Genomic DNA, 20,816 nt, shown 5'->3' with positions numbered 1-20,816 from the left:
CAAAGTCGATGGCGGTGCTGGGTGATATCGATGAGTGCGCCCATTCCCAGAGAGAACATCTGGTTTGCCGTCCGCTGGCGGCGGCTTTGGGCCGTCCGCCGCGAGGGCAACATCGCTATGGCAAAGTATGCCGCCGCAACCGTCGTCTCGGCGTTCGCCGGCATCCTCTTGGCAGCCTTCGTCAATCTCTATGCCGGAATCGCGGTCTTTGCGATCGCCTTCGGCGTGTCCTTCTGGTGGTTCAAGGCGCTGCAGCGCCGTCACACCGACTATTCGATCACTTACGACGATTATTTCAGAGAAAAGAACAATGCTTGAGATCAAGAACCTGCACGCCCGCATCGCTTCGACGGGCACCGAAATCATCCGTGGCCTGAGCCTGACGGTGAAAGCCGGCGAGGTCGCCGCCATCATGGGCCCGAACGGTTCGGGCAAATCGACGCTGTCCTACATCCTCGCCGGCCGCGAGGACTATGAGGTGACCGAAGGCGACATCCTCTACAACGGCCAGTCGATCCTCGAAATGGATCCGGCCGAGCGCGCCACGTCGGGCATCTTCCTCGCCTTCCAGTACCCGATGGAGATACCGGGCGTCGCGACCATGGAATTCCTGAAGGTGGCGATGAACGAGCAGCGCAAGGCGCGTGGCGAAGAACCGCTTAAGATCCCGGAATTCCTGAAGCGGGTGAAAGAAGCCGCCGCGTCGCTCAGCATGGACATGGCGATGCTGAAGCGGCCGCTCAATGTCGGCTTCTCCGGCGGCGAGAAGAAGCGCGCCGAGATCCTGCAGATGAAGCTTCTGGAACCGAAGCTCTGCGTGCTCGACGAAACCGATTCCGGCCTCGACATCGACGCGTTGAAGATTGTTTCCGACGGCGTCAATGCGTTGCGTGCGCCCGACCGGGCCTTCCTGGTCATCACCCACTACCAGCGCCTGCTCGAACACATCGTGCCCGATAGCGTGCACGTGCTCTACAAGGGTCAGGTCATCAAGTCCGGCGACAAGTCGCTGGCGCTCGACCTCGAAGCCAATGGCTATGCCGGCGTGATCGGCGAAGCCGCGTGACATGCCTGAGGCCAAGCTGATGAATATGCACACACAACCGCAGCGGACACCGGCCGAAACCGCGTTGATCGACGCGTTCGGCGACCGGCTGTCGCTGCTGCCGGGCGATGGCGCTGTCATGCTGAAGCGCGACGACGCTATCGAGGCGATCAAGCACGGCCTGCCGACGCGGCGCGTCGAATCCTGGCACTATACGGACCTGCGCCGACTCCTGAATGTGGTGCCGGACTTCGATCCGGCCGCCGTCGCCAAGGCCGTCGCGCCGATCGTCGAAGGGTCTGCCGTTCTGGCGATCCTGAACGGCAAATCCGACGCGAAGACGCCTGATATCGACGGCGTCACCTTCCAGCGCGTTTCGGAAAAGTTGATCGACGGCAGTATCGCGCCAGGGCTCGATCCCTATGGCAGTGACGATGCGATCGGCGCGCTGAACACCGCTTTCGTCGCTGATGGCTACTTTGTCGACATCGCCGATGGCACCGAGCTGGAAAAGCCCCTCGAACTGCAGAACCTGCAAGCTGGCGGCCAGACCCATGTCCGCCTGCCGGTGCGCGTCGGCGCTGGCGCCAAGGCAGTTATCGTCGAGCGCCAGACGGGTGGCGGGGCTGCTCTGGTCAGTTCGGTCAGCCAGCTTGTGCTCGGCGAGGGCGCCGAGGTGACGTGGCTGATCGTGCAGGAACAGCCGGAAACGGCGACATATCTGGCGCAGTTCAAGGCCGATATCGGCAAGAACGCCAAACTGACGCTGTTCGTCATGAACGCTGGCGGCAAGCTCGTGCGCCAGGAGATCATGATCAAGACGACAGGCGAAGGCGCTGATTTCAAACTGCGCGGCATCAACCTTCTGGCCGGCGACACCCACACCGATGTGACCATGGTGCTCGACCATGCCGTGCCGCACACGACGTCGACGGAAATTATCCGCAACGTGGTGACAGGCAAGGCCCGCGGCGTCTTCCAGGGCCGCATCAACGTCCATCAATATGCGCAGAAAACCAATGCCAAGATGGCCTGCAACACGCTGCTGCTGTCGGATGATGGTGAGTTCTCGACCAAGCCTGAGCTCGAAATATTCGCTGACGACGTGGTCTGCGGCCATGGCGCGACGGTCACCGAGATCGACCACAATCATTTGTTCTACCTGATGGCGCGTGGCGTGGACGAGAAGAGCGCGCGGGGCCTGTTGGTCAAGGCATTCGTCGCCGAGGTGATCGAAGAACTGGACGACGAGGTTATCGTCGAGGCGCTGGAAGCGAAGCTCGACGAATGGTTTGTAGTGCACGGGTGACATGATGAACGCTCCAGGCAAGATCGGGGATTTTTACGACGTCGAGGCGATCCGCCGCGACTTCCCGATCCTGTCGCGCGAAGTCTACGGCAAGCCACTGGTATATCTCGACAATGGCGCCTCGGCGCAGAAGCCGCAGGTGGTGCTGGATACCATCCAGCACGCTTATTCCCAGGAATACGCCAACGTTCATCGCGGCCTGCATTTCCTCTCCAACGCCGCGACCGATGCTTACGAGAAGGCGCGTGAAACGGTGCGCCGCTTCCTCAATGCGCCGAGCACCGACAACATCGTCTTCACCTCGAACACGACCTCGGCGATCAACACGGTAGCCTATGGCTACGGCATGCCTAATATCGGCGAGGGCGACGAGATCGTGCTGTCGATCATGGAGCACCACTCCAACATCGTTCCCTGGCATTTCATTCGCGAGCGCCAGGGCGCCAAGCTGGTCTGGGTGCCGGTCGACGATCTCGGTGCGTTCCATATCGAGGAGTTCGAGAAACGGCTGACCGACCGCACGAAGCTTGTCGCCATCACGCAGATGTCGAACGCGCTGGGCACGGTGACGCCGATCAAGGAGATCGTGCGGATCGCGCATGCGCGTGGAATTCCCGTGCTCGTCGACGGCAGCCAGAGCGCCGTGCACATGCCGATCGACGTGCAGGACCTCGACTGCGATTTTTTCGTCTTCACCGGCCACAAGGTCTACGGCCCCTCAGGCATCGGCGTGCTCTATGGCAAGAAGGACATTCTTGCCGGCATGCGCCCCTTCATGGGCGGCGGCGAGATGATCGAGGAGGTGACGGAAGACATCGTGACCTACAACGAGCCGCCGCACCGTTTCGAGGCCGGTACCCCGCCCATCGTCCAGGCGATCGGACTGGGCGCCGCGCTCGACTACATGGAAAGCGTCGGCCGCGATCGCATCGCCGCGCATGAGGAAGACCTAAAGACCTATGCGCATGAGCGGCTGCGGGCTATAAACTCGCTGCGTATCTTCGGCGACGCACCGGGCAAGGGCGCCATCATATCCTTCGAATTGCAAGGTATTCATGCCCATGACGTGTCGATGGTGATAGACAGGCAGGGCGTTGCCGTCCGCGCCGGCACCCATTGCGCCCAACCGCTGTTGAAACGCTTTGGTGTAACCTCCACATGCAGGGCATCGTTCGGCATGTATAATACCAGGGCCGAAGTCGACGCTTTGGCCGAGGCGCTTGAAAAAGCGCGAAAGTTTTTTGGGTGACCACCATGGATGATGCGACCATCGCTGCAGAGACCGCTCCGGACACGGCAGCCAACCCGCTGGTTTCAGCTTCGGCCATCCCGGCTGACGAACTGGCGCGGCTGACCGACGACATCGTCTCGGCCCTGAAGACAGTCTATGACCCGGAAATCCCCGCCGACATCTACGAACTCGGCCTCATCTACAAGATCGATATCGAGGACAACCGCTCGGTCAAGATCGACATGACGCTGACGGCGCCCGGCTGCCCGGTGGCCGGCGAAATGCCGGGCTGGGTGGAAAACGCGGTCGGCGCCGTCGAAGGCGTGTCCGGCGTCGAGGTCAACATGACCTTCGATCCGCCATGGTCGCCCGACCGCATGTCGGAAGAGGCGCAGGTCGCGGTGGGCTGGTACTAGCGTCAAGCCGGACAATGGTTGGCGCACTTGCGCCAGTGATAAAACTTCACCATTTTAGGTGAGGAATCATTCGGCAGGCCTTGAACCTGCATGGAATGGAGAAGGAAAACATGGGACGCTTCGCCGTCATCACGATGACCGAAAAGGCCGCCGACCGGGTGCGCGAGATCGTCGCGACCCGTGACAATGCGCATGGCATTCGCCTGGGCATCAAGAAGGGCGGCTGCGCCGGCATGGAATACACGGTCGATCTGGTGACCGAACCCAACGCCAAGGACGACCACATCGAGCGCGACGGCGCCCACGTCTATGTGGCGCCCGAGGCTGCGCTTTTCCTGTTCGGCACCGAGATGGATTTCGAGCAGACGACGCTGCGCACCGGCTTTACCTTCCACAATCCGAACCAGAGCTCGGCCTGTGGCTGTGGCGAATCCGTCGAACTAAAGCCTGCCGATCTAAAGGCGCTGGCTGAAGCACGCGCGTCGGCCTGATTGTCGCGGACGCTTCAGTCCACCCACATTCCCGTCCGTTTGTGCCAGTCGGCGATCGATTCTTCCGGGTAGACATCGAACGTCTTGTCGCTCTTGCCGACCACCGGTTCGACCCAGCTCGCCTTGTATTTCAGCATCAGATGCACCCGGCTCGGCGGGATGGGAAGATCGTTGTCGATTGCCGAGGCGAACGGATGCACAAGCTCCGTCCAGGTCGGGTCGTAGAGCCACAGCGCCGATCCGCATTTTCGGCAGAAGTTCCGCTCGCCAGACGAGACATCGCAATGCGGATGCTCGTCGTCCTCGATCTTCGCGCGATAGACGCCGATGTTTCTTTTTCCCCGGATGTTCAATGTCTCGCTGTCGGCGCCCAGATTGATTGCAAAGCCACCGCCGCCCTGCTGTTTGCGGCAGATCGAGCAGTAGCACAGCATGAAAGGTGCCGGCGTGTGGCTTTCCACCTCGAAGCGCACGGCATTGCACCGGCATGAACCCTTGAGCAGAAGCGGCATGGCAAAACTCCGACGAATGGGAGTGAACTTGTCAGCATCGTTTTGGTTGCGGCGATGACAAGGCTCAAACCCGGTGACATGATCGCCGTATGGACAATGAACGCATAGAAGAACTTTTCCAGAGCCTCGGCCCGGTCAGCATTCGCAAACTCTTCGGCGGCAAGGGCATCTACTCGGACGGCGTGATCGTTGCCATCGTGCTGCGCGGTGAGTTGATGCTGAAGGCGGACGGGCAGAGCGCTGGCGACTTCGAAGCCGCCGGCTGTACGCAATGGACCTATACCGGATCCCGCCATGGCAAGCAGGTCTCCATGCCCTACTGGAGCATTCCCGACAGCGCCTTTGACGATCCCGACGAGATGGCGGTTTGGGCGCGCCGGGCCTATGAGGCCGGACGGCGCGCCGGGAAATAAGTGTCTTTGAGACTACAGAGCCTTGGCGATCTTCGCCGCCAGCCGTGCGTTGTTCTCGACCAGCGCGATGTTGGTCTTCAGGCTCCGTCCGCCGGTCAGTTCGAGGATTTTCGACAGCAGGAACGGTGTCACCGCCTTGCCGGTGACGTTCTGCGCCAAGGCGGCCTTTTGCGCCGCCTCGATATAGCCAGCCATCTCGCCGGCGGGGATCTCGTGGTTCTCCGGAACCGGATTGGCGATCAGCATGCCGCCGCCAATCCCGAGCGCCTGTCGCGTCCTGTAGAAATGCGCGATGTCCTCCGGGGTATGCAGGGTCAGCGGTGCGCGGAAGGGCGACTGCCTCGACCAGAAGGCCGGCATTGTCTCGCAGCCGTGGCCGACCACCGGAACGCCACGCGTTTCCAGCACTTCCAACGTCTTTTCGATGTCGAGGATAGCCTTGGCGCCAGCCGACACGACGATGACCGGCGTGCGCGCCAGTTCGTCGAGATCGGCGGATATGTCGAAGCTCTTCTCGGCGCCCTTGTGCACGCCGCCGATGCCGCCAGTGGCGAACACTTTTATCCCGACCATATGCGCCGCGATCATCGTGGCGGCGACCGTCGTGCCGCCGGTGCGCCCTTGCGCGACCGCAAAGCCAAGGTCGGCACGCGACAGTTTCATGGCGTCGCCGGTCATGGCCAGCGATTCGCGCTCGCCGTCCGAAAGGCCGATCTTGATGCGACCGGCAACGACGGCGATCGTCGCCGGCACGGCGCCGCCATCGCTAATGATCTTTTCGACATCGGCCGCCATGGCGCCATTGTCGGGGTAGGGCATGCCGTGGGTGATGATGGTGCTTTCCAGCGCCACAACCGGCCGGCCAGCGGCCAGCGCCTTTGCCACAGGCTCGTGAATGTCGATGAAGGGGCGGGCGGTCTCTGGGGTCATGTGTATCTCCAATCCGGAGCGCTATGCGTCCATCAGGACAGGCAAGCGACATCTCGGCACTGTGAATTTGCCGGTCTCATGCCACTTCCTGCGCGTTGGGCACAAGAGCCAGGGCTGCGGCAAAGGTGGCAGCGCTGAAATCCGGAACGGCACTGGCGCTTTCTATGGCGAGTGTCGCCGCAGCGATGCCTTCGCGCAACGCGGCGCGCAACGCCATGCCATGCAACAAGGCCGCGACCGTCGTGCCCGCCAGGGCATCGCCGGCGCCGGTCACATCCGTAACCCTTCTTGGTGGCGGCGGCAGGATCGAGAAGGCGCCGTCCTGGTCGAAAGCGAGCATGGGATTGCCGCCCGCCGTCACCACGCCGCTTTTGAGTCCGGCACGCCGCAGGCCGTCGAGAATGCCTCGCTCTGTTGTCCCGGTGTCGACGCCGGCCAATGCCAGGGCCTCGCGGCGGTTCATGAACACCATGGCCAGCCTGTCGAGCACCGGATGCAGCCGCACGATCTTGGCCGGAGAGATCGCAATCGCGAAGATCGGCGTGCCGTTGGCGAGCGACACAAGCCGCTCGAGCGCGGCAGAGGGCAGGTTTGCGTCACAGAAGACGGCATCGGCGGCATCGATCGCCGCCCGCACCTTGGCGCGCCGTATTTGCTTGGGAAACGCCAGATCATAAAGCGCCATATCGGCAAAGCCGACGATCAGCTCGCCGTCCCGGTCCAGCAGCGCCGTGTAGCTCGGCGTTGTCCTGTCGAGGAACACCGCGGACAGATCGGAAATGCCCGCCCTGTCGATGGCGGCCGATACCGTGTCGGCGGCGGCATCGCCGCCACGAACGGATAGCAGCGACGCCGATACGCCGCGGCGCACGGTGCTGCGCAAGGCATTGAAGACCCCGCCGCCGACATCCTCGCGCATTGTGCCTGGATTTGACGCGGCGGGCACATAGTCACCCGAAACCTGACCGCGCCGGTCGATGTGGGCGCCGCCTATCGCGAGGATTCTCGGGGACTTCACCATGCTGGCCATGTGACCCTTCTGTTTGTGTGCGGCTCGGACATCAATCCATGTCGAACTGCCCGACGCGTTCTAGATCGCCCGGCGCGACCTCGCAACCGAAGGCGCGATTCGGAAGAACGCGGATTGGGCCAGTCGCGGTAGTGCCGGGCAACCTTGGGCCAGGGCTGGGAAACAAAAATGGAACAGATTTGGATAGCTATTTATCTTCAGTAGCTTAGGGCTCTTGCCAAATGAGAACAAAAAAGGTACAAATCAACAGGGATAACGGATTGTCCGGCCTTCATTGACGACCAAGGGGTGATGTATCATGGCTCAGAATACTTTGCGGCTTGTAGAGGACAAAGCGGTGGACAAATCAAAGGCTCTGGATGCGGCGCTGTCGCAAATCGAGCGGGCTTTCGGCAAGGGCTCGATCATGCGGCTCGGCGCGAATGAGCAGGTCGTCGAGATCGAGACAGTACCGACCGGCTCGCTTGGCCTCGACATCGCGCTTGGCGTCGGCGGCCTGCCGCGCGGTCGCATCATCGAAATCTATGGGCCGGAAAGCTCGGGCAAGACGACAATGGCGCTGCATACGGTTGCCGAAGCCCAGAAAAAGGGTGGCATCTGTGCCTTCGTCGATGCCGAGCATGCGCTCGATCCGGTCTACGCTCGCAAGCTCGGCGTCGATCTCGAGAACCTGCTGATATCGCAGCCCGATACCGGTGAGCAGGCGCTGGAGATCTGCGACACGCTGGTGCGTTCCGGTGCCATCGATGTGCTGGTGGTCGATTCGGTCGCGGCTTTGACGCCGCGCGCCGAAATCGAAGGCGAGATGGGCGATTCGCTGCCGGGCTTGCAGGCCCGCCTGATGAGCCAGGCGCTGCGCAAGCTGACCGCCTCGATCTCGCGTTCCAACACCATGGTCATCTTCATCAACCAGATCCGCATGAAGATCGGTGTCATGTTCGGCTCGCCCGAAACCACAACGGGCGGCAACGCGCTGAAATTCTATGCTTCGGTGCGCTTGGACATCCGCCGTATCGGCTCGGTCAAGGATCGCGATGAGGTCGTCGGCAACCAGACCCGCGTCAAGGTGGTCAAGAACAAGCTGGCCCCGCCCTTCAAGGTGGTCGAGTTCGATATCATGTATGGCGAAGGCGTCTCCAAGACTGGCGAACTGGTCGACCTCGGCGTCAAGGCCGGCGTGGTCGAGAAGTCGGGCGCCTGGTTCTCCTACAATTCGCAGCGCCTTGGCCAGGGCCGCGAGAATGCGAAACTCTTCCTGCGCGACAATCCCGACACCGCCCGCGAGATCGAACTGGCACTCAGGCAGAACGCCGGTCTGATCGCCGAGAAGTTCCTCGAGAATGGCGGTTCCGAAGGTGGCGACGACGGTTTCGAGGATGAAGCCGGAGCCATGTAGTCAGGCGGTGTCTGCCGCGATGAGTTCGCATATCCCAGTTTGAGTTTGCGTATCGATGCGTTTTCAACCGCCGGCCTCGTGCCGGCGGTTTGCATTTGGGCCCCGGACCGGGCCAATTTGCTGGCCGGCCAAGGCCGCCATTTGGACCAATTCCGTGTTTCTGGACAGGGTGCGGTGTGACCGCTAAAAGGCCAAGTCTATCTTCTAGAAACGCAAAGCCCAATTCCGCTGGTTCTGCCGGCGGTCCTCTGGAAAAGGCAGCATTCATGAGTGGCGTGAACGAGATCCGGTCGACATTTCTCGACTACTTCCGCAAGGAGGGTCACGAGATCATCGCGTCGAGCCCGCTGGTGCCGCGCAACGATCCGACATTGATGTTCACCAATGCCGGCATGGTGCAGTTCAAGAACGTTTTCACCGGTCTTGAAAAGCGACCCTATTCGCGCGCCTCGACCGCGCAGAAGAGCGTCCGCGCCGGCGGCAAGCACAATGACCTCGACAATGTCGGCTACACAGCGCGCCATCTGACCTTCTTCGAGATGCTTGGGAACTTCTCGTTCGGCGATTACTTCAAGGAACGCGCCATCGAGCTTGCCTGGAACCTCATCACCAAGGAGTTCGGGCTGAACAAGGACAAGCTGCTGGTCACCGTCTATCACACCGATGACGAGGCGGCCGGCTTCTGGAAGAAGATCGCCGGTTTCTCGGACGACCGCATCATTCGCATCCCGACGTCGGACAATTTCTGGGCCATGGGCGACACCGGTCCTTGCGGTCCGTGCTCGGAGATATTCATTGACCGGGGCGAACACATCTGGGGCGGCCCTCCCGGCAGCCCGGAGGAAGATGGCGACCGGTTCCTCGAATTCTGGAACCTGGTGTTCATGCAGTATGAACAGGTGACGAAGGAGGAGCGCATTGATCTGCCGCGGCCGTCGATCGACACCGGCATGGGCCTGGAGCGCATGGCTTCCATCCTGCAAGGGGTGGAAAGCGTCTTCGAAACCGATCTGTTCCGTCATCTGATCGACGCCGCCTCATCGGCTATCGGGCATGGTCCCGACAAGGAGACGGTCGCGTCGTTCCGTGTCATCGCGGATCATCTGCGCTCGTCCTCCTTCCTGGTCGCCGATGGCGTGCTGCCGTCGAACGAAGGCCGCGGCTATGTCCTGCGTCGCATCATGCGCCGCGCCATGCGGCATGCGCAGTTGCTCGGCGCCCGTGACCCGCTGATGTGGCGTCTGGTCCCGGCGCTGGTGCGCGAGATGGGCCAGGCCTATCCCGAGCTGGTGCGGGGCGAACAGCTGATCACCGAGACGTTGAAGCTCGAGGAAACCCGGTTCCGCAAGACGCTGGTGCGCGGTCTCGGCCTGCTTTCAGAAGCGACGGAGACGCTGCATGCCGGCGACATGCTGGACGGCGAGACGGCCTTCAGGCTTTACGACACCTATGGCTTCCCGCTCGACCTGACGCAGGACGCGCTGCGCCAGCGCAACATTTCGGTCGATCTCGCCGGCTTCACCAATGCCATGGAGCAGCAGAAGGCCGAAGCGCGAAAGCATTGGACTGGATCAGGCGAGGCCGCCACCGAGACGGTGTGGTTCTCGGTGCGTGAAAAGACCGGCGCCACCGAGTTCCTCGGTTACGAAACCGAGCAGGCGGAGGGACTCATCCAGGCACTGATCAAGGACGGCAAGACCGTGGACAGTGCCGGCAAGGGCGACGCTGTCGCCGTGGTCGTGAACCAGACGCCGTTCTATGGTGAGTCCGGTGGCCAGATGGGCGACACCGGCGTCATCTCGGGCGAAGGCTTCTCGATTGAGGTCTCCGACACGCAGAAGAAGGCTGATGGACTGTTTGTCCATATCGGCAAGGTGGTCGGCGGCACCGCCAAGGCGGGCGCCGCCGTCGAACTGAAGGTCGACCATGCGCGGCGTTCCAGGCTGCGGGCGAACCATTCGGCGACCCATCTGATCCACGAGGCGCTGCGCGAGGTGCTGGGCACCCATGTCGCGCAGAAGGGTTCGCTGGTCGCGCCCGAGCGTCTGCGCTTCGACATCTCGCACAACAAGCCCATTTCACCCGAAGAGCTCGAAGAGGTCGAGCGCATGGCCAATGAGATCGTCGTGCAGAACGGCCCGGTAACCACGCGCCTGATGTCGGTCGATGACGCCATTGCCGAGGGCGCCATGGCACTGTTTGGCGAGAAGTATGGCGACGAAGTGCGCGTCGTGTCTATGGGCACGGGCCTGCATGGGGCAAAGGCCAACCGGCCCTATTCGGTCGAGCTCTGCGGCGGCACGCATGTCAGGGCGACCGGCGATATCGGTCTGGTGCGTGTCGTGTCGGACAGCGCGGTCGCCGCTGGCGTGCGCCGCATCGAGGCATTGACCGGCGAGGCTGCGCGCAAGCATCTCGACGAGCAGGATCGGCGTCTGAAGTCCGTTGCCTCGACGCTGAAGATTTCGCCGGCCGACGTGCCGGCGCGCGTCGAGGCGCTGCTCGACGAGCGCAAGAAGCTCGAGAAGGAACTGACCGAGGCGCGCAAGAAACTGGCGCTGGGCGGTGGTGCCGCAGCCGGTGCGCCGTCGGAGAACGAGACGGTGGCTGGCGTCGGTTTCCTAGGCAAGGCGGTCTCCGGTGTATCGCCAAAGGACCTGAAGCCGCTCGCCGATGCCGGCAAGACCTCGCTGGGTTCGGGCGTGGTGGTCTTCGTCGGCGCTGGTGAGGACAACAAGGCCAGCGTTGTCGTTGCCGTCACCGATGATCTCGTCGGCCGCTTCAGCGCCGTCGATCTGGTGCGGGTGGCGTCTGCCGCATTGGGCGGGCAGGGCGGCGGTGGCCGGCCCGACATGGCGCAGGCCGGTGGCCCCGATGCTTCCAAGGCCAACGATGCGATCGCGGCGGTAAGGGCTGCACTCGAAGCGGCCTGAGAGCCACGACATGAACGTGCTCGTCCTCGGCGGCTATGGTTTGATCGGGGACGCCATCGTCGGCCGCTTGCTCCGTGACGGTCATCATGTCACCGGCTTTGGCCGCGATGTCCGGGAGGCGCAACGGCGCAGACCTGCGGTTCGCTGGGTCGCGGCGGACATCTCGCAGCGGCTTGCCGCCGAAGATTGGCTGCCGGTGGTGGCGGGCATCGATGTGGTGGTGAATGCGAGGAGAGGCGTCTTTTTCGCATATGGTTCGCTTGCGGCTTTCCTGCATTCGCCGCCGTACTTGCAATCCTCTGGCTGATGGTCACCCGACCGGCAATCCATTTTTAGGTCGCTGTCCGCGCCGGTGAGATGAGGCTGGCCTGGACGTCTGCCAGCGACATCTTGGAGGGATATCGTGCCAACGCTGACCATGTATCAGGTAGACGCTTTTGCCGAGCGCGTCTTCCAGGGCAACCCTGCCGCCGTCCTCATCCTGAAGGACTGGCTTGCGGACGAGGTCATGCAAGCGATCGCGAACGAGAACAATCTTGCCGAAACCGCCTTTGCGCGGCCGAACGGCAAGGGTTGGGACTTGCGCTGGTTCACACCGGTTCATGAAGTCGATTTCTGTGGCCATGCCACCCTTGCAACCGCCCATGTTCTGGCCTCCGAACACAATGTGGCCGGTGACATGGCATTCGCCACGCGTGTGGGTGAGCTGCGGGTTTCCCGGCGGCAAGGCGCCTATCAGCTCGATCTGCCCTGTTTTCCGCCGCGGCCAATCGACGGTGAACCGATGTCGATGCTGCAAGAGATGTTCTCGGAGCGCCTGGTCGCGAGCTTTCGCAATTTCGAGAACCTGTTCGTGGAGCTTGCCGACGAGCAGTCCGTGCGGTCTTTCGTTCCGGATCTGCTTCGGATCGGAGCCTTCCATCCGCTGGGCCTTGTCGTCACGGCGCGCGGCCAGGCGCAAGATTTCGTCTCCCGCTATTTTGTTCCCGGAGCAGGCATTCCCGAGGACCCGGTGACCGGCTCCATCCACGCGACACTGGTGCCATACTGGTCTGAAAAACTCGGCAAGACCAGTTTGTCAGCGTTCCAGTGCTCTCAGCGCGGCGGGCATCTGTTGTGCGATCTGGTCGGAGATCGCGTGCAAATCCTGGGTCACGCCAGCACCTTCATGAAGGCGGAAATCTGCCTGCCTGAGTGAACGGCAAGGGGTGCTGATTGTCGTGCTTGCGATATCTCTTCATCGGCTCCGATCTCCGACCGGTGGTGGAATGGTGAGTCATCCGAGGCGACAAGAGAATGGCTTTCGCGACCTCCTCCGGATGGCTCCATCGCCGCCAACGAAGGCATTGTCAGACGAAGCCGTGTCCACCCGTGTACTTGCGGCGCAGCCGCTTGAGCAGCCATTTGTGCAGGGGTTGGTTTCGCATCCTGTGAAGAAAGACAGTCTGGCCAAACGGCTCTTCCCAAGCCGGCGCGGGAGCCATGTCCCAATATTGCGACGGGTCGCGAAAAATGGCGACGCCCTGCTGCTTGGCAAGGATGGTTAGTACGGACTGGTCATGCCGATGCTCGACGAAGTCCGGCAGGTTTGGCAGGCCATGGATATTCGGCATGTCGGTAAGACGCGTCTCGCTGGCCATCGCCGCCGCAAGCAACGACACAAATTGCCGGGCTTCCGCACCGGCACGGTAGAGCTGTATTCCCCCCAGAAGTTGTGGCAGCGACCAGAACTCTTCGGTGTCGGCACCCATTTCGACGAAGCAGTCGCGCTTTGTCCATGTCCCCTGCAGCATTGGTCCGCTCATCTTGAAGAGACATACCGGGTGAGTTTTGGCGAGCGATATCAGAGGCGTGGGGTCGGCTATGAAAGTCATCGCCACGTCCGTGTACAAAACCGCGGTGCCGTCAGGCACGCTGTTCAGCACGTCCAGGATGATAAAGGGTTTCCAGAGCCAGTAACCGGCGCCGCGTGGCGCGGCCATGATTGACGGATACTGCCGCCTCAAGTCGGCCAAGGCCGGATGCTCCGGCGTGTAGAGGCGGCTGTCGAGACCGAACCGGCGCACGCTCTTCCGCAGAATTTTGGCGGCTTGCGAGAAGTTCGCGGTGGCGTAGCTCAGATGAACGGTGTCCATCACCCCGACTTTTGCGTGCGCGCAAAGCTCGCACGCTCCGCGATGCGGTTCCACCAGGCCTGAATATCGGGAAATTCAGCCAGCAGGCTTTGCCCTTCGCCGACCTTGAGAAAGTAGCCGATGATGGGCGCCGCATGAAGGTCGGCCAGGGTCAGTTCGTCGCCCATCAGCCATGATCCTTGCGCCTTCAACGATGAGAGCGCCTGCAATGCAGTGGCTGCCTGGTGAAGTCCCCTGGCAATCAGATCCTCGTCAGGCGCCGGCTTCTCCAGCCTCTCGACGGCGACATCCCAGACCATCGACCGATACGCATAGGCATCGAGCAGGCCGATCATCTGGTTCATTGTGGCGCGGGCGCGGGCATCCGCCGGCTGTAGGGCAGGACCCGCAAAACCCTCATCGACATAGCGGGCGATGGCGCTGGTCTCGAAGAGGCGAAAGCCGTCATGCTCGAAGGCCGGTATGCGGCCGAACGGATGATGTTCGAGATACCAGCCGGGTACACCGTCAGCCGCGAAGACGTCGACAGGCACCAGTTCGTATTCAATCCCCTTTTCCTCGAGAGCAAGCCGGACGATGCGCACATAGACGCTGTAGTTAGCACCGTAGACGACCGGCTTGCTCATTTTTCCCCAGAAGAGGGTCTTGCCTGTTATGCCATTGCCTTCTGCAGATTCTCGTCGATCTTGTCGAGGAAGCCGGTGGTCGACAGCCACGGCTGGTCGGGGCCGATCAGCAGCGACAGGTCCTTGGTCATGAAGCCGGACTCGACAGTCTGGATGCAGACCTTTTCCAACGTCTCGGCAAAGCGCTTCAGTTCGGCATTGTCGTCGAGCTTGGCGCGATGCGCAAGGCCACGCGTCCAGGCGAAGATGGAAGCGATCGAGTTGGTCGAGGTTTCCTCGCCCTTCTGATGCTGGCGGTAGTGGCGGGTGACGGTGCCATGCGCGGCTTCGGCTTCCACCGTCTTGCCGTCCGGTGTCATCAGCACCGAGGTCATCAGGCCGAGCGAACCGAAACCCTGCGCGACGGTGTCGGACTGAACGTCGCCATCATAGTTCTTGCACGCCCAGACATAGCCGCCCGACCATTTCAGGCTGGATGCGACCATGTCGTCGATCAGGCGGTGCTCGTACCACAGCTTCTTGGATTTGAACTCGGCCTCGAATTCGGCCTCGTAGACCTCCTGGAAGATGTCCTTGAAGCGGCCGTCATAGGCCTTGAGGATGGTGTTCTTGGTCGAGAGATAGACCGGATAGTTGCGCAGCAGGCCGTAGTTCAGCGAGGCCCGCGCGAATTCGCGGATCGATTCATCGAGATTGTACATCGCCATGGCGACGCCGGCGCCAGGCGCGTCGAAAACCTCATGCTCGATCACCTTGCCGTCCTCGCCGACGAACTTGATGGTCAGCTTGCCCTTGCCGGGGAAGCGGAAATCGGTGGCGCGGTATTGATCGCCGAAGGCGTGACGGCCGACGATGATCGGCTTGGTCCAGCCGGGCACCAGGCGCGGCACGTTCTTCATGATGATAGGCTCGCGGAAGATGGTGCCGCCGAGGATGTTGCGGATCGTGCCGTTCGGCGACTTCCACATCTTCTTCAGCTTGAACTCCTCGACGCGCTGCTCGTCGGGGGTGATCGTCGCGCACTTGACGCCAACACCGTATTTCTTGATGGCGTTGGCCGAATCGATCGTCACCTGGTCGTTGGTGGCGTCGCGGTGCTCGATGCCGAGGTCGTAATATTCAAGCTTGAGGTCGAGATAAGGGTGGATCAGCTTGTCCTTGATGAACTGCCAGATGATGCGGGTCATCTCGTCGCCGTCGAGTTCGACGACCGGGTTCGCCACCTTGATCTTCGCCATGGAAAGAATGCCTCGTTGCTGGGGATATGGGACGGCCTTGCCCGCGTGGCGTTCGGCCGGAGAAGCCGCCCGTATATCAAAGCGTTTTTGGCCGTGCAAACAGCGATCGGTCACGAATTGGAGGCGAGCACGGTGGTTGTTGGCGAATGCTTCATTTTCACGCCCGAATATGGCAGGGAACGCTGAAATGCCGCAAACAGCAGTTCATTGATAATCATGCCCGACACCAAAGATCCCGACAACATCGCAGCCGCCGGCCCGGCCATCATCCTGGTCGAGCCGCAGCTCGGCGAGAACATAGGCATGGTCGCTCGCGCCATGGCCAATTTCGGCCTCTCGGAGCTGCGCCTCGTCAACCCGCGTGACGGCTGGCCGAGTGAGAAGGCTCGCGCGGCGGCGAGCCGGGCCGATCATGTCATCGATGCCGTCACGGTATTCGACGATCTGGCCTCGGCCCTTGCCGACCTGAATTTTGTTTTCGCGACGACGGCCAGGCAGCGCGATGGCTTCAAGGCGGTACGCGGTCCGGTCGAGGCGGGCAGGGTGCTCCGGGCCCGCCACGGAATGGGTCAGCGGACCGGCATCCTTTTCGGGCGCGAGCGCTTCGGTCTCTACAATGACGAGGTCGGCCTTGCCGACGAGATCGTCACCTTCCCGGTGGACCCGGATTTCTCCTCGCTGAACATCGCCCAGGCCGCGCTTCTGATGTCCTACGAGTGGATGAAGTCCGGTCTCGAAGACGAGACGCAGACCAATTTTTCCGGTCCGGAGATGAAGCCGGCGAGCAAGGAAGAGCTGCACGGCCTTTTTGCTTATCTGGAAGGGGCGCTCGAAGCGCGTGGCTATTTCCGCCCGGCGCCGAAAAAGCCGAAGATGGTCGACAATCTGCGCGCCGTGCTGACGCGTGCCGGTTTCGCCGAACCGGAGCTCAAGGTTCTGCGCGGCATCATCTCTTCGCTGGACAGATTCTCACCGGCAATGCCCCGTGGCGATGGTTCGCCGGGCGATGATCCAAGACGATTGCCCGCGGCAGCCGCGCGCGTCCGCAAAGCGGAGGCGGCTGGCCAGGCGCCCGACGCCGACGATAATGACACGCCACCTCCCGGCGGTAGGGGAACCGACAATGACTGAGCGGCCGATCCTGATGTTCGATTCCGGCATCGGCGGGCTGACCGTGCTGCGCGAAGCGCGCGTGCTGATGCCGGACCGCCGCTTTGTCTACGTCGCCGATGACGCGGCTTTCCCCTATGGCGCATGGGAGGAGCCGGCCCTCAGCGCCCACATCCTCGGGCTGTTTGGCGCGCTGCTGGAAAGATTCCAGCCGGAGATTTCGGTTATCCCCTGCAACACCGCCTCGACGCTGGTGATAGACGCGCTGCGCCAGAAATTCCCCGGCCATCCCTTTGTCGGCACGGTGCCGGCCATCAAGCCGGCGGCTGAGCGCACGCGCTCTGGCCTGGTTTCCGTGCTGGCGACGCCGGGCACGGTGAAACGTCAGTACACGCGTGACCTGATCAGCAAATGGGCGCAGAAATGCCATGTGCGGCTGGTCGGTTCGGACCGGCTGGCGCCTCTGGCTGAAATCTACATGCGCGAAGGATTTGTCGACGAGGAGATCGTTCGGCAGGAGATAGCGCCATGCTTTGTCGAAAAGGATGGTGCCCGCACCGATATCGTCGTTCTGGGTTGCACGCACTACCCCTTCCTGGCCAATCGCATGCGCAAGACAGCACCCTGGCCGGTGGACTGGATCGATCCGGCCGAAGCGATTGCCCGACGCGCCATGTCGCTGCTGGCGCCCGTCGATGGACCGTTGCCGGTAGGCGAGCCCGACATCGCCGTCTTTACATCCGGCAAGATGGATTTCGCCACCAGCCGGTTGATGCAGGGCTTTGGCCTGACGGTTGCCTGATGCGAGCAGTCGGGCTCGTCGTGAGTCTGAAGAGAGGGTGGAGGAAAGCGTCTGCTGCTCAAACAGCTTCGAAGACGATGCTGCGTTGATCCGGATCGGCCAAGACCAGCCTTAGCGTCAGAAGATCACCCTGTCCAAGCCCGGATGCCTTCAGATTGGCGACGACAGGCATGTCCGCGAGTTGGACGCGCACGCCATGGTCGACGAGATCGGTCACAACGGCTTTGAAGGTCTCGCCCTCGCGTCCCTTCAGCATTACCGCCTCGGCAAGGTCGATGGCCGCATGGTTGATCTGCGACGCGCGGCTATCCGCACGTCCCATCACCTTCGGCAGCCTCTCGAACGCATCGGTGACGGCCTGCGGCACCGGCTGGCCGTTGGCGATGGCCAGCCCGCAACGCACGACGTAGCGATCGGCCAGCCGTCTGAGTGGCGCTGTTGCATGAGCATAGGTCGCCGCCATCGCCTCATGCCAGGGGACGACACCCTCCCGATAGGGCTGATAGGACGCGCCGGTGCCGGCATGGCGGATTTCCAACATCAGTGCCGCCTGTTGCTTGTTGCTCGCATCAAGGGTCCGCTGATAGTCGCGCAGGCTGGTCGAGGCCGGCCAGGACAGTCCGAGAGCCTGTGCCGCGCTGCGCAGTCTTTGCACCTGGGAAGCATCCGGCTCCGACATCACCCGGAACAAACCGGTCTTGTGCGCCAACATGGCGTCGGCAACCGCCATGTTTGCAGCCAGCGAAAGCGCGGCGTTGTCTTGCTCGGATCGCAACAGCGGTCTGAAAGAAAGCCGGAATGTGCCATCGGCGAGCCTTTCTACCTCTTGCTCGGGCGGGTCGACCCGGGAAGCGCCACGACCCTCTTCATTCGCCGCCATGCGTCGCGCCAATTCGGCAAAGCCGGTCGGGACATCGGAGGTTTGCACGCTGTCATAGGCGAGCTTGGCGCGGCTTCGAATGATTGCCCGCTCGGCGCCGTCCAGTTTGACCGCGCCGTCCCCGGCGACCCGAACGGTGAAGATGACGGCTGGGCGCGGTCCATCCGGCAAAAGGCTCGCCGCACCCTCCGCGATTACCGGCGGGTAAAGCCCGGCCTTGCCGTCAGGCAGGTAAAACGTCTCGCCCCGCGTCCAGGCTTCGCGATCGACAGCGTCGCCGTCATCGACGAACCAGGCCACGTCGGTGATGGCATAATGCAGCAGAAGATCACTGCCGCTCGCCTCGATCGAGAACGCCTGGTCGAGATCGGTAGAGGCGGCCGGATCGAGCGTGACAAAGGGCATCGCTGTCCGATCGGCATGCTGGTCCGGCACGCGTCTGGCGGCAGCTTCCGCCGCGGCCATGACGTCGGCCGGAAATCCATCCGGCACGTGGAATTCGGCGCGGATTTTCGTCAGTCCGGTGGAAAGCGCTTGCGTAGGATCGGTCAGTGATTTCATGCCGTCGTCCTACACTGGCTCCATTCACACGGGAAGGTTGCCAACCAAAATCGCCAAAGCTTGCCGACTGGCAGGCACGGCCGCTCGCAAGCATCTGGGGCCTTCCACTGGAACTGCCGCCGAATGGCGGCGTTTCTTCTCTGACAGCAGAAGGAGAAATGGCCATGCCTGCCAAATCAAAAGCCCAGCAGAAGGCCGCGGGTGCCGCCCTGTCGGCCAAGCGCGGCGAGACCAAGAAGAGCGAACTGATCGGCGCGTCCCGGGAGATGTATGAGTCCATGAGCGAAAAGCAGCTTGAGGAATTCGCCGAAACGAAGCGCAAGGGGCTGCCTGACAAGAAGTCGAAAGACTGACTATTCGAGCCAGACTCTCGGACCAACGAAACAGGGCCTGCGAAGTATCTCACAGGCCCTGTTCTGATTTGATTTTATCTTGAGCGCGTGCGCGCTCGAGCAATAAATCTACTAGCGATGGCAGCGACGGATGCGCTCCACGATCACCTTACGGTGTCCATGGCGCCATACGACTCTCTTTTTGACGATGACTCGACATGCCTGGGGATGTCGATGGCCTTGCCAATGCCTCGCTTGTGCCGGCTCCGGCGCAACCGCCATGGAACCTGCAAGCACCGCGGCGCCTGCCAGGGTAAGGAAAAACTTCTTCATACTAATAGGCTCCTCTAACTCCAGTCCCTTCCTGATGCCGGTTGGCGCAACCTCTTGCCAAATCCGGCACGGCATCAACGTCGAAAATGCCGTATGGTTGCCGTCAGCCATTCTAGCTCCAAGCTTGACACCTGATGAAACTCCGTCTAACCACCCCATCAACACCGGGCCGCAATGCCCGGTGGTTTCTTTTGTATGCGCAAGACCGTTCCGCCTAGCCGATTCTGGTCTTGTTTGAAATGACGTGTCCCGTGGGCTTTCCGCCGCGTTGCGTGGGAAAGCCCTGTCAGGCCTCGAAAACGGGGGCCAGAGGAGGGCGCGTTTCCTTCACCCGGACCATGAGGTTCCGGGTGTGTTGTTTTGAAAAGGGAATGCGATGAGCAAGCGCGAATCCGCGAAGTACAAGATCGACCGCCGTCTCGGCGAAAATATCTGGGGCCGCCCGAAGTCCCCGGTCAACAAGCGTGAATACGGCCCCGGCCAGCACGGCCAGCGCCGCAAGGGCAAGCTTTCCGATTTCGGCCTGCAGCTGCGTGCCAAGCAGAAGCTGAAGGGTCACTATGGCGACGTTTCGGAAAAACAGTTCCGCAAGGTCTATGAAGAGGCCGATCGCCGCAAGGGCGACACCTCGGAGAACCTGATCGGCCTGCTCGAGTCGCGTCTGGACGCGGTCGTCTACCGCGCCAAGTTCGTGCCGACCATTTTCGCCGCCCGTCAGTTCGTCAACCACGGCCACGTCAACGTCAACGGCAAGCGCGTCAACATCGGTTCGTATCGCTGCAAGCCGGGCGACGTCGTCGAGGTCCGCGAGAAGTCGAAGCAGCTGGTCATCGTTCTGGAAGCGGTGGGCCTGGCCGAGCGCGACGTGCCTGATTACATCGAAGCCGATCACAACAAGATGGTCGCGACCTTCTCGCGCATCCCCGGCCTGGCCGACGTTCCGTTCGCCGTGCAGATGGAGCCGAACCTGGTCGTCGAATTCTATTCGCGCTGATCGGTCCCGGTTTTCGATATCAGGAAAGGCCGCCCTTCGAGGCGGCCTTTTCTTTGGTGGACATGTCCGCTAATCCGGTCCCTCGAATTCACTAAAGAG

General features: G+C 62.0%; 21 protein-coding genes and 2 pseudogenes. 16 read left to right on the top strand and 7 right to left on the bottom strand.

Translation table 11 applies throughout. The features are described 5' to 3' along the window. The first annotated feature begins 30 nt into the window (after nucleotides 1-30). The 6 genes from ACO07C_RS06625 (at nucleotide 31) to sufA (ending at nucleotide 4,492) form a co-directional block, all read left to right on the top strand. Nucleotides 31-318 (top strand): hypothetical protein, encoded by a 288-nt coding sequence (locus ACO07C_RS06625; protein WP_421913397.1) that lies wholly within the window; start codon nucleotides 31-33, stop codon nucleotides 316-318. Further along, nucleotides 311-1,066, top strand: coding sequence for a Fe-S cluster assembly ATPase SufC (gene sufC / locus ACO07C_RS06620; protein WP_421913396.1), 756 nt, complete (start codon nucleotides 311-313; stop codon nucleotides 1,064-1,066). The genes ACO07C_RS06625 and sufC overlap by 8 nt, the downstream gene beginning before the upstream one ends. A gap of 19 nt (nucleotides 1,067-1,085) precedes the next feature. After that, a complete protein-coding gene (gene sufD / locus ACO07C_RS06615; RefSeq protein WP_421913395.1) occupies nucleotides 1,086-2,354 on the top strand; it encodes a Fe-S cluster assembly protein SufD in 1,269 nt (422 codons plus the stop codon). A gap of 4 nt (nucleotides 2,355-2,358) precedes the next feature. Further along, entirely contained in the window at nucleotides 2,359-3,603 is a 1,245-nt protein-coding gene (locus tag ACO07C_RS06610; RefSeq protein WP_421917447.1) for a cysteine desulfurase, read from the top strand. 5 nt (nucleotides 3,604-3,608) lie between these two features. After that, nucleotides 3,609-4,001 carry an SUF system Fe-S cluster assembly protein gene (locus tag ACO07C_RS06605; protein ID WP_421913394.1) on the top strand — a complete coding sequence of 131 codons (393 nt, stop codon included), beginning with the start codon at nucleotides 3,609-3,611 and terminating at the stop codon, nucleotides 3,999-4,001. A gap of 110 nt (nucleotides 4,002-4,111) precedes the next feature. After that, nucleotides 4,112-4,492, top strand: a complete 381-nt coding sequence (sufA, locus tag ACO07C_RS06600) for a Fe-S cluster assembly scaffold SufA (protein ID WP_421913393.1) — start codon at nucleotides 4,112-4,114, stop codon at nucleotides 4,490-4,492. 14 nt (nucleotides 4,493-4,506) lie between these two features. Here sufA and ACO07C_RS06595 read toward each other — a convergent pair whose 3' ends face one another. After that, nucleotides 4,507-5,004, bottom strand: coding sequence for a GFA family protein (locus tag ACO07C_RS06595; RefSeq protein ID WP_421913392.1), 498 nt, complete (start codon nucleotides 5,002-5,004; stop codon nucleotides 4,507-4,509). A gap of 89 nt (nucleotides 5,005-5,093) precedes the next feature. Between ACO07C_RS06595 and ACO07C_RS06590 the strand changes: the two genes are divergently transcribed. Continuing rightward, nucleotides 5,094-5,417 (top strand): TfoX/Sxy family protein, encoded by a 324-nt coding sequence (locus ACO07C_RS06590; protein WP_421913391.1) that lies wholly within the window; start codon nucleotides 5,094-5,096, stop codon nucleotides 5,415-5,417. Nucleotides 5,418-5,429: 12 nt separating this feature from the next. Here the strand turns inward: ACO07C_RS06590 and ACO07C_RS06585 are convergent, their stop codons facing one another. Together ACO07C_RS06585 and ACO07C_RS06580 are read right to left on the bottom strand one after the other, a co-directional pair. Next, nucleotides 5,430-6,347 (bottom strand): pseudouridine-5'-phosphate glycosidase, encoded by a 918-nt coding sequence (locus tag ACO07C_RS06585; protein WP_421913390.1) that lies wholly within the window; start codon nucleotides 6,345-6,347, stop codon nucleotides 5,430-5,432. Between the two features lie 76 nt (nucleotides 6,348-6,423). Continuing rightward, nucleotides 6,424-7,368, bottom strand: coding sequence for a carbohydrate kinase family protein (locus tag ACO07C_RS06580; protein WP_421917446.1), 945 nt, complete (start codon nucleotides 7,366-7,368; stop codon nucleotides 6,424-6,426). A 307-nt stretch (nucleotides 7,369-7,675) separates the two neighbouring features. Here ACO07C_RS06580 and recA point away from each other — a divergent pair, with 307 nt between their 5' ends. From recA to ACO07C_RS06555, 5 genes and pseudogenes are all read left to right on the top strand, one after another. Continuing rightward, entirely contained in the window at nucleotides 7,676-8,773 is a 1,098-nt protein-coding gene (gene recA / locus ACO07C_RS06575) for a recombinase RecA (RefSeq protein WP_421913389.1), read from the top strand. Nucleotides 8,774-9,039: 266 nt separating this feature from the next. Continuing rightward, entirely contained in the window at nucleotides 9,040-11,706 is a 2,667-nt protein-coding gene (gene alaS / locus ACO07C_RS06570; RefSeq protein WP_421913388.1) for an alanine--tRNA ligase, read from the top strand. Between the two features lie 10 nt (nucleotides 11,707-11,716). Beyond that, a pseudogene (locus ACO07C_RS06565) lies at nucleotides 11,717-11,875 on the top strand (NAD-dependent epimerase/dehydratase family protein); the annotation flags it as partial. Between the two features lie 68 nt (nucleotides 11,876-11,943). Then, nucleotides 11,944-12,042, top strand: a pseudogene (locus ACO07C_RS06560) (DUF2269 family protein); the annotation flags it as partial. A gap of 67 nt (nucleotides 12,043-12,109) precedes the next feature. Further along, nucleotides 12,110-12,904: a PhzF family phenazine biosynthesis protein gene (locus ACO07C_RS06555; protein WP_421913387.1), complete on the top strand. Its 795-nt coding sequence runs from the start codon at nucleotides 12,110-12,112 to the stop codon at nucleotides 12,902-12,904. 151 nt (nucleotides 12,905-13,055) lie between these two features. On the opposite strand, the gene ACO07C_RS06550 is transcribed toward ACO07C_RS06555, so the two are convergent. The 3 genes from ACO07C_RS06550 to ACO07C_RS06540 are packed head-to-tail and all read right to left on the bottom strand — an operon-like array spanning nucleotide 13,056 to nucleotide 15,705. Further along, on the bottom strand, nucleotides 13,056-13,895 hold the full coding sequence (locus tag ACO07C_RS06550) for a hypothetical protein (protein ID WP_421913386.1): 840 nt from the start codon (nucleotides 13,893-13,895) through the stop codon (nucleotides 13,056-13,058). Further along, nucleotides 13,841-14,467, bottom strand: coding sequence for a glutathione S-transferase family protein (locus ACO07C_RS06545; RefSeq protein WP_421913385.1), 627 nt, complete (start codon nucleotides 14,465-14,467; stop codon nucleotides 13,841-13,843). The genes ACO07C_RS06550 and ACO07C_RS06545 overlap by 55 nt, the downstream gene beginning before the upstream one ends. A gap of 26 nt (nucleotides 14,468-14,493) precedes the next feature. Beyond that, a complete protein-coding gene (locus ACO07C_RS06540; RefSeq protein ID WP_421913384.1) occupies nucleotides 14,494-15,705 on the bottom strand; it encodes an NADP-dependent isocitrate dehydrogenase in 1,212 nt (403 codons plus the stop codon). 216 nt (nucleotides 15,706-15,921) lie between these two features. On the opposite strand from ACO07C_RS06540, the gene ACO07C_RS06535 reads away from it, so the two are divergent. Together ACO07C_RS06535 and murI are read left to right on the top strand one after the other, a co-directional pair. Then, a complete protein-coding gene (locus tag ACO07C_RS06535; protein ID WP_421913383.1) occupies nucleotides 15,922-16,836 on the top strand; it encodes an RNA methyltransferase in 915 nt (304 codons plus the stop codon). Then, nucleotides 16,829-17,617, top strand: coding sequence for a glutamate racemase (gene murI, locus ACO07C_RS06530; RefSeq protein WP_421913382.1), 789 nt, complete (start codon nucleotides 16,829-16,831; stop codon nucleotides 17,615-17,617). The genes ACO07C_RS06535 and murI overlap by 8 nt, the downstream gene beginning before the upstream one ends. Before the next feature lie 58 nt (nucleotides 17,618-17,675). Here the strand turns inward: murI and ACO07C_RS06525 are convergent, their stop codons facing one another. Continuing rightward, complete coding sequence (locus ACO07C_RS06525; protein ID WP_421913381.1) at nucleotides 17,676-19,058, bottom strand: RNB domain-containing ribonuclease; 1,383 nt, start codon at nucleotides 19,056-19,058, stop codon at nucleotides 17,676-17,678. A gap of 164 nt (nucleotides 19,059-19,222) precedes the next feature. On the opposite strand from ACO07C_RS06525, the gene ACO07C_RS06520 reads away from it, so the two are divergent. Next, nucleotides 19,223-19,411, top strand: coding sequence for a DUF3008 family protein (locus ACO07C_RS06520; protein ID WP_421913380.1), 189 nt, complete (start codon nucleotides 19,223-19,225; stop codon nucleotides 19,409-19,411). Nucleotides 19,412-20,099: 688 nt separating this feature from the next. After that, the gene (gene rpsD, locus ACO07C_RS06515) at nucleotides 20,100-20,717 is read left to right on the top strand and encodes a 30S ribosomal protein S4 (protein ID WP_023759539.1); all 618 of its coding nucleotides are present in this window, start codon (nucleotides 20,100-20,102) and stop codon (nucleotides 20,715-20,717) included. The last annotated feature ends 99 nt before the right edge of the window (nucleotides 20,718-20,816 follow it).

The organism is Mesorhizobium sp., from assembly GCF_965229135.1.
In the GTDB taxonomy this organism is placed as follows: Bacteria; Pseudomonadota; Alphaproteobacteria; order Rhizobiales; family Rhizobiaceae; genus Mesorhizobium.
Note: the sequence above shows the minus strand (reverse complement) of the source record. Positions and strands in the feature narration are given on the sequence as shown.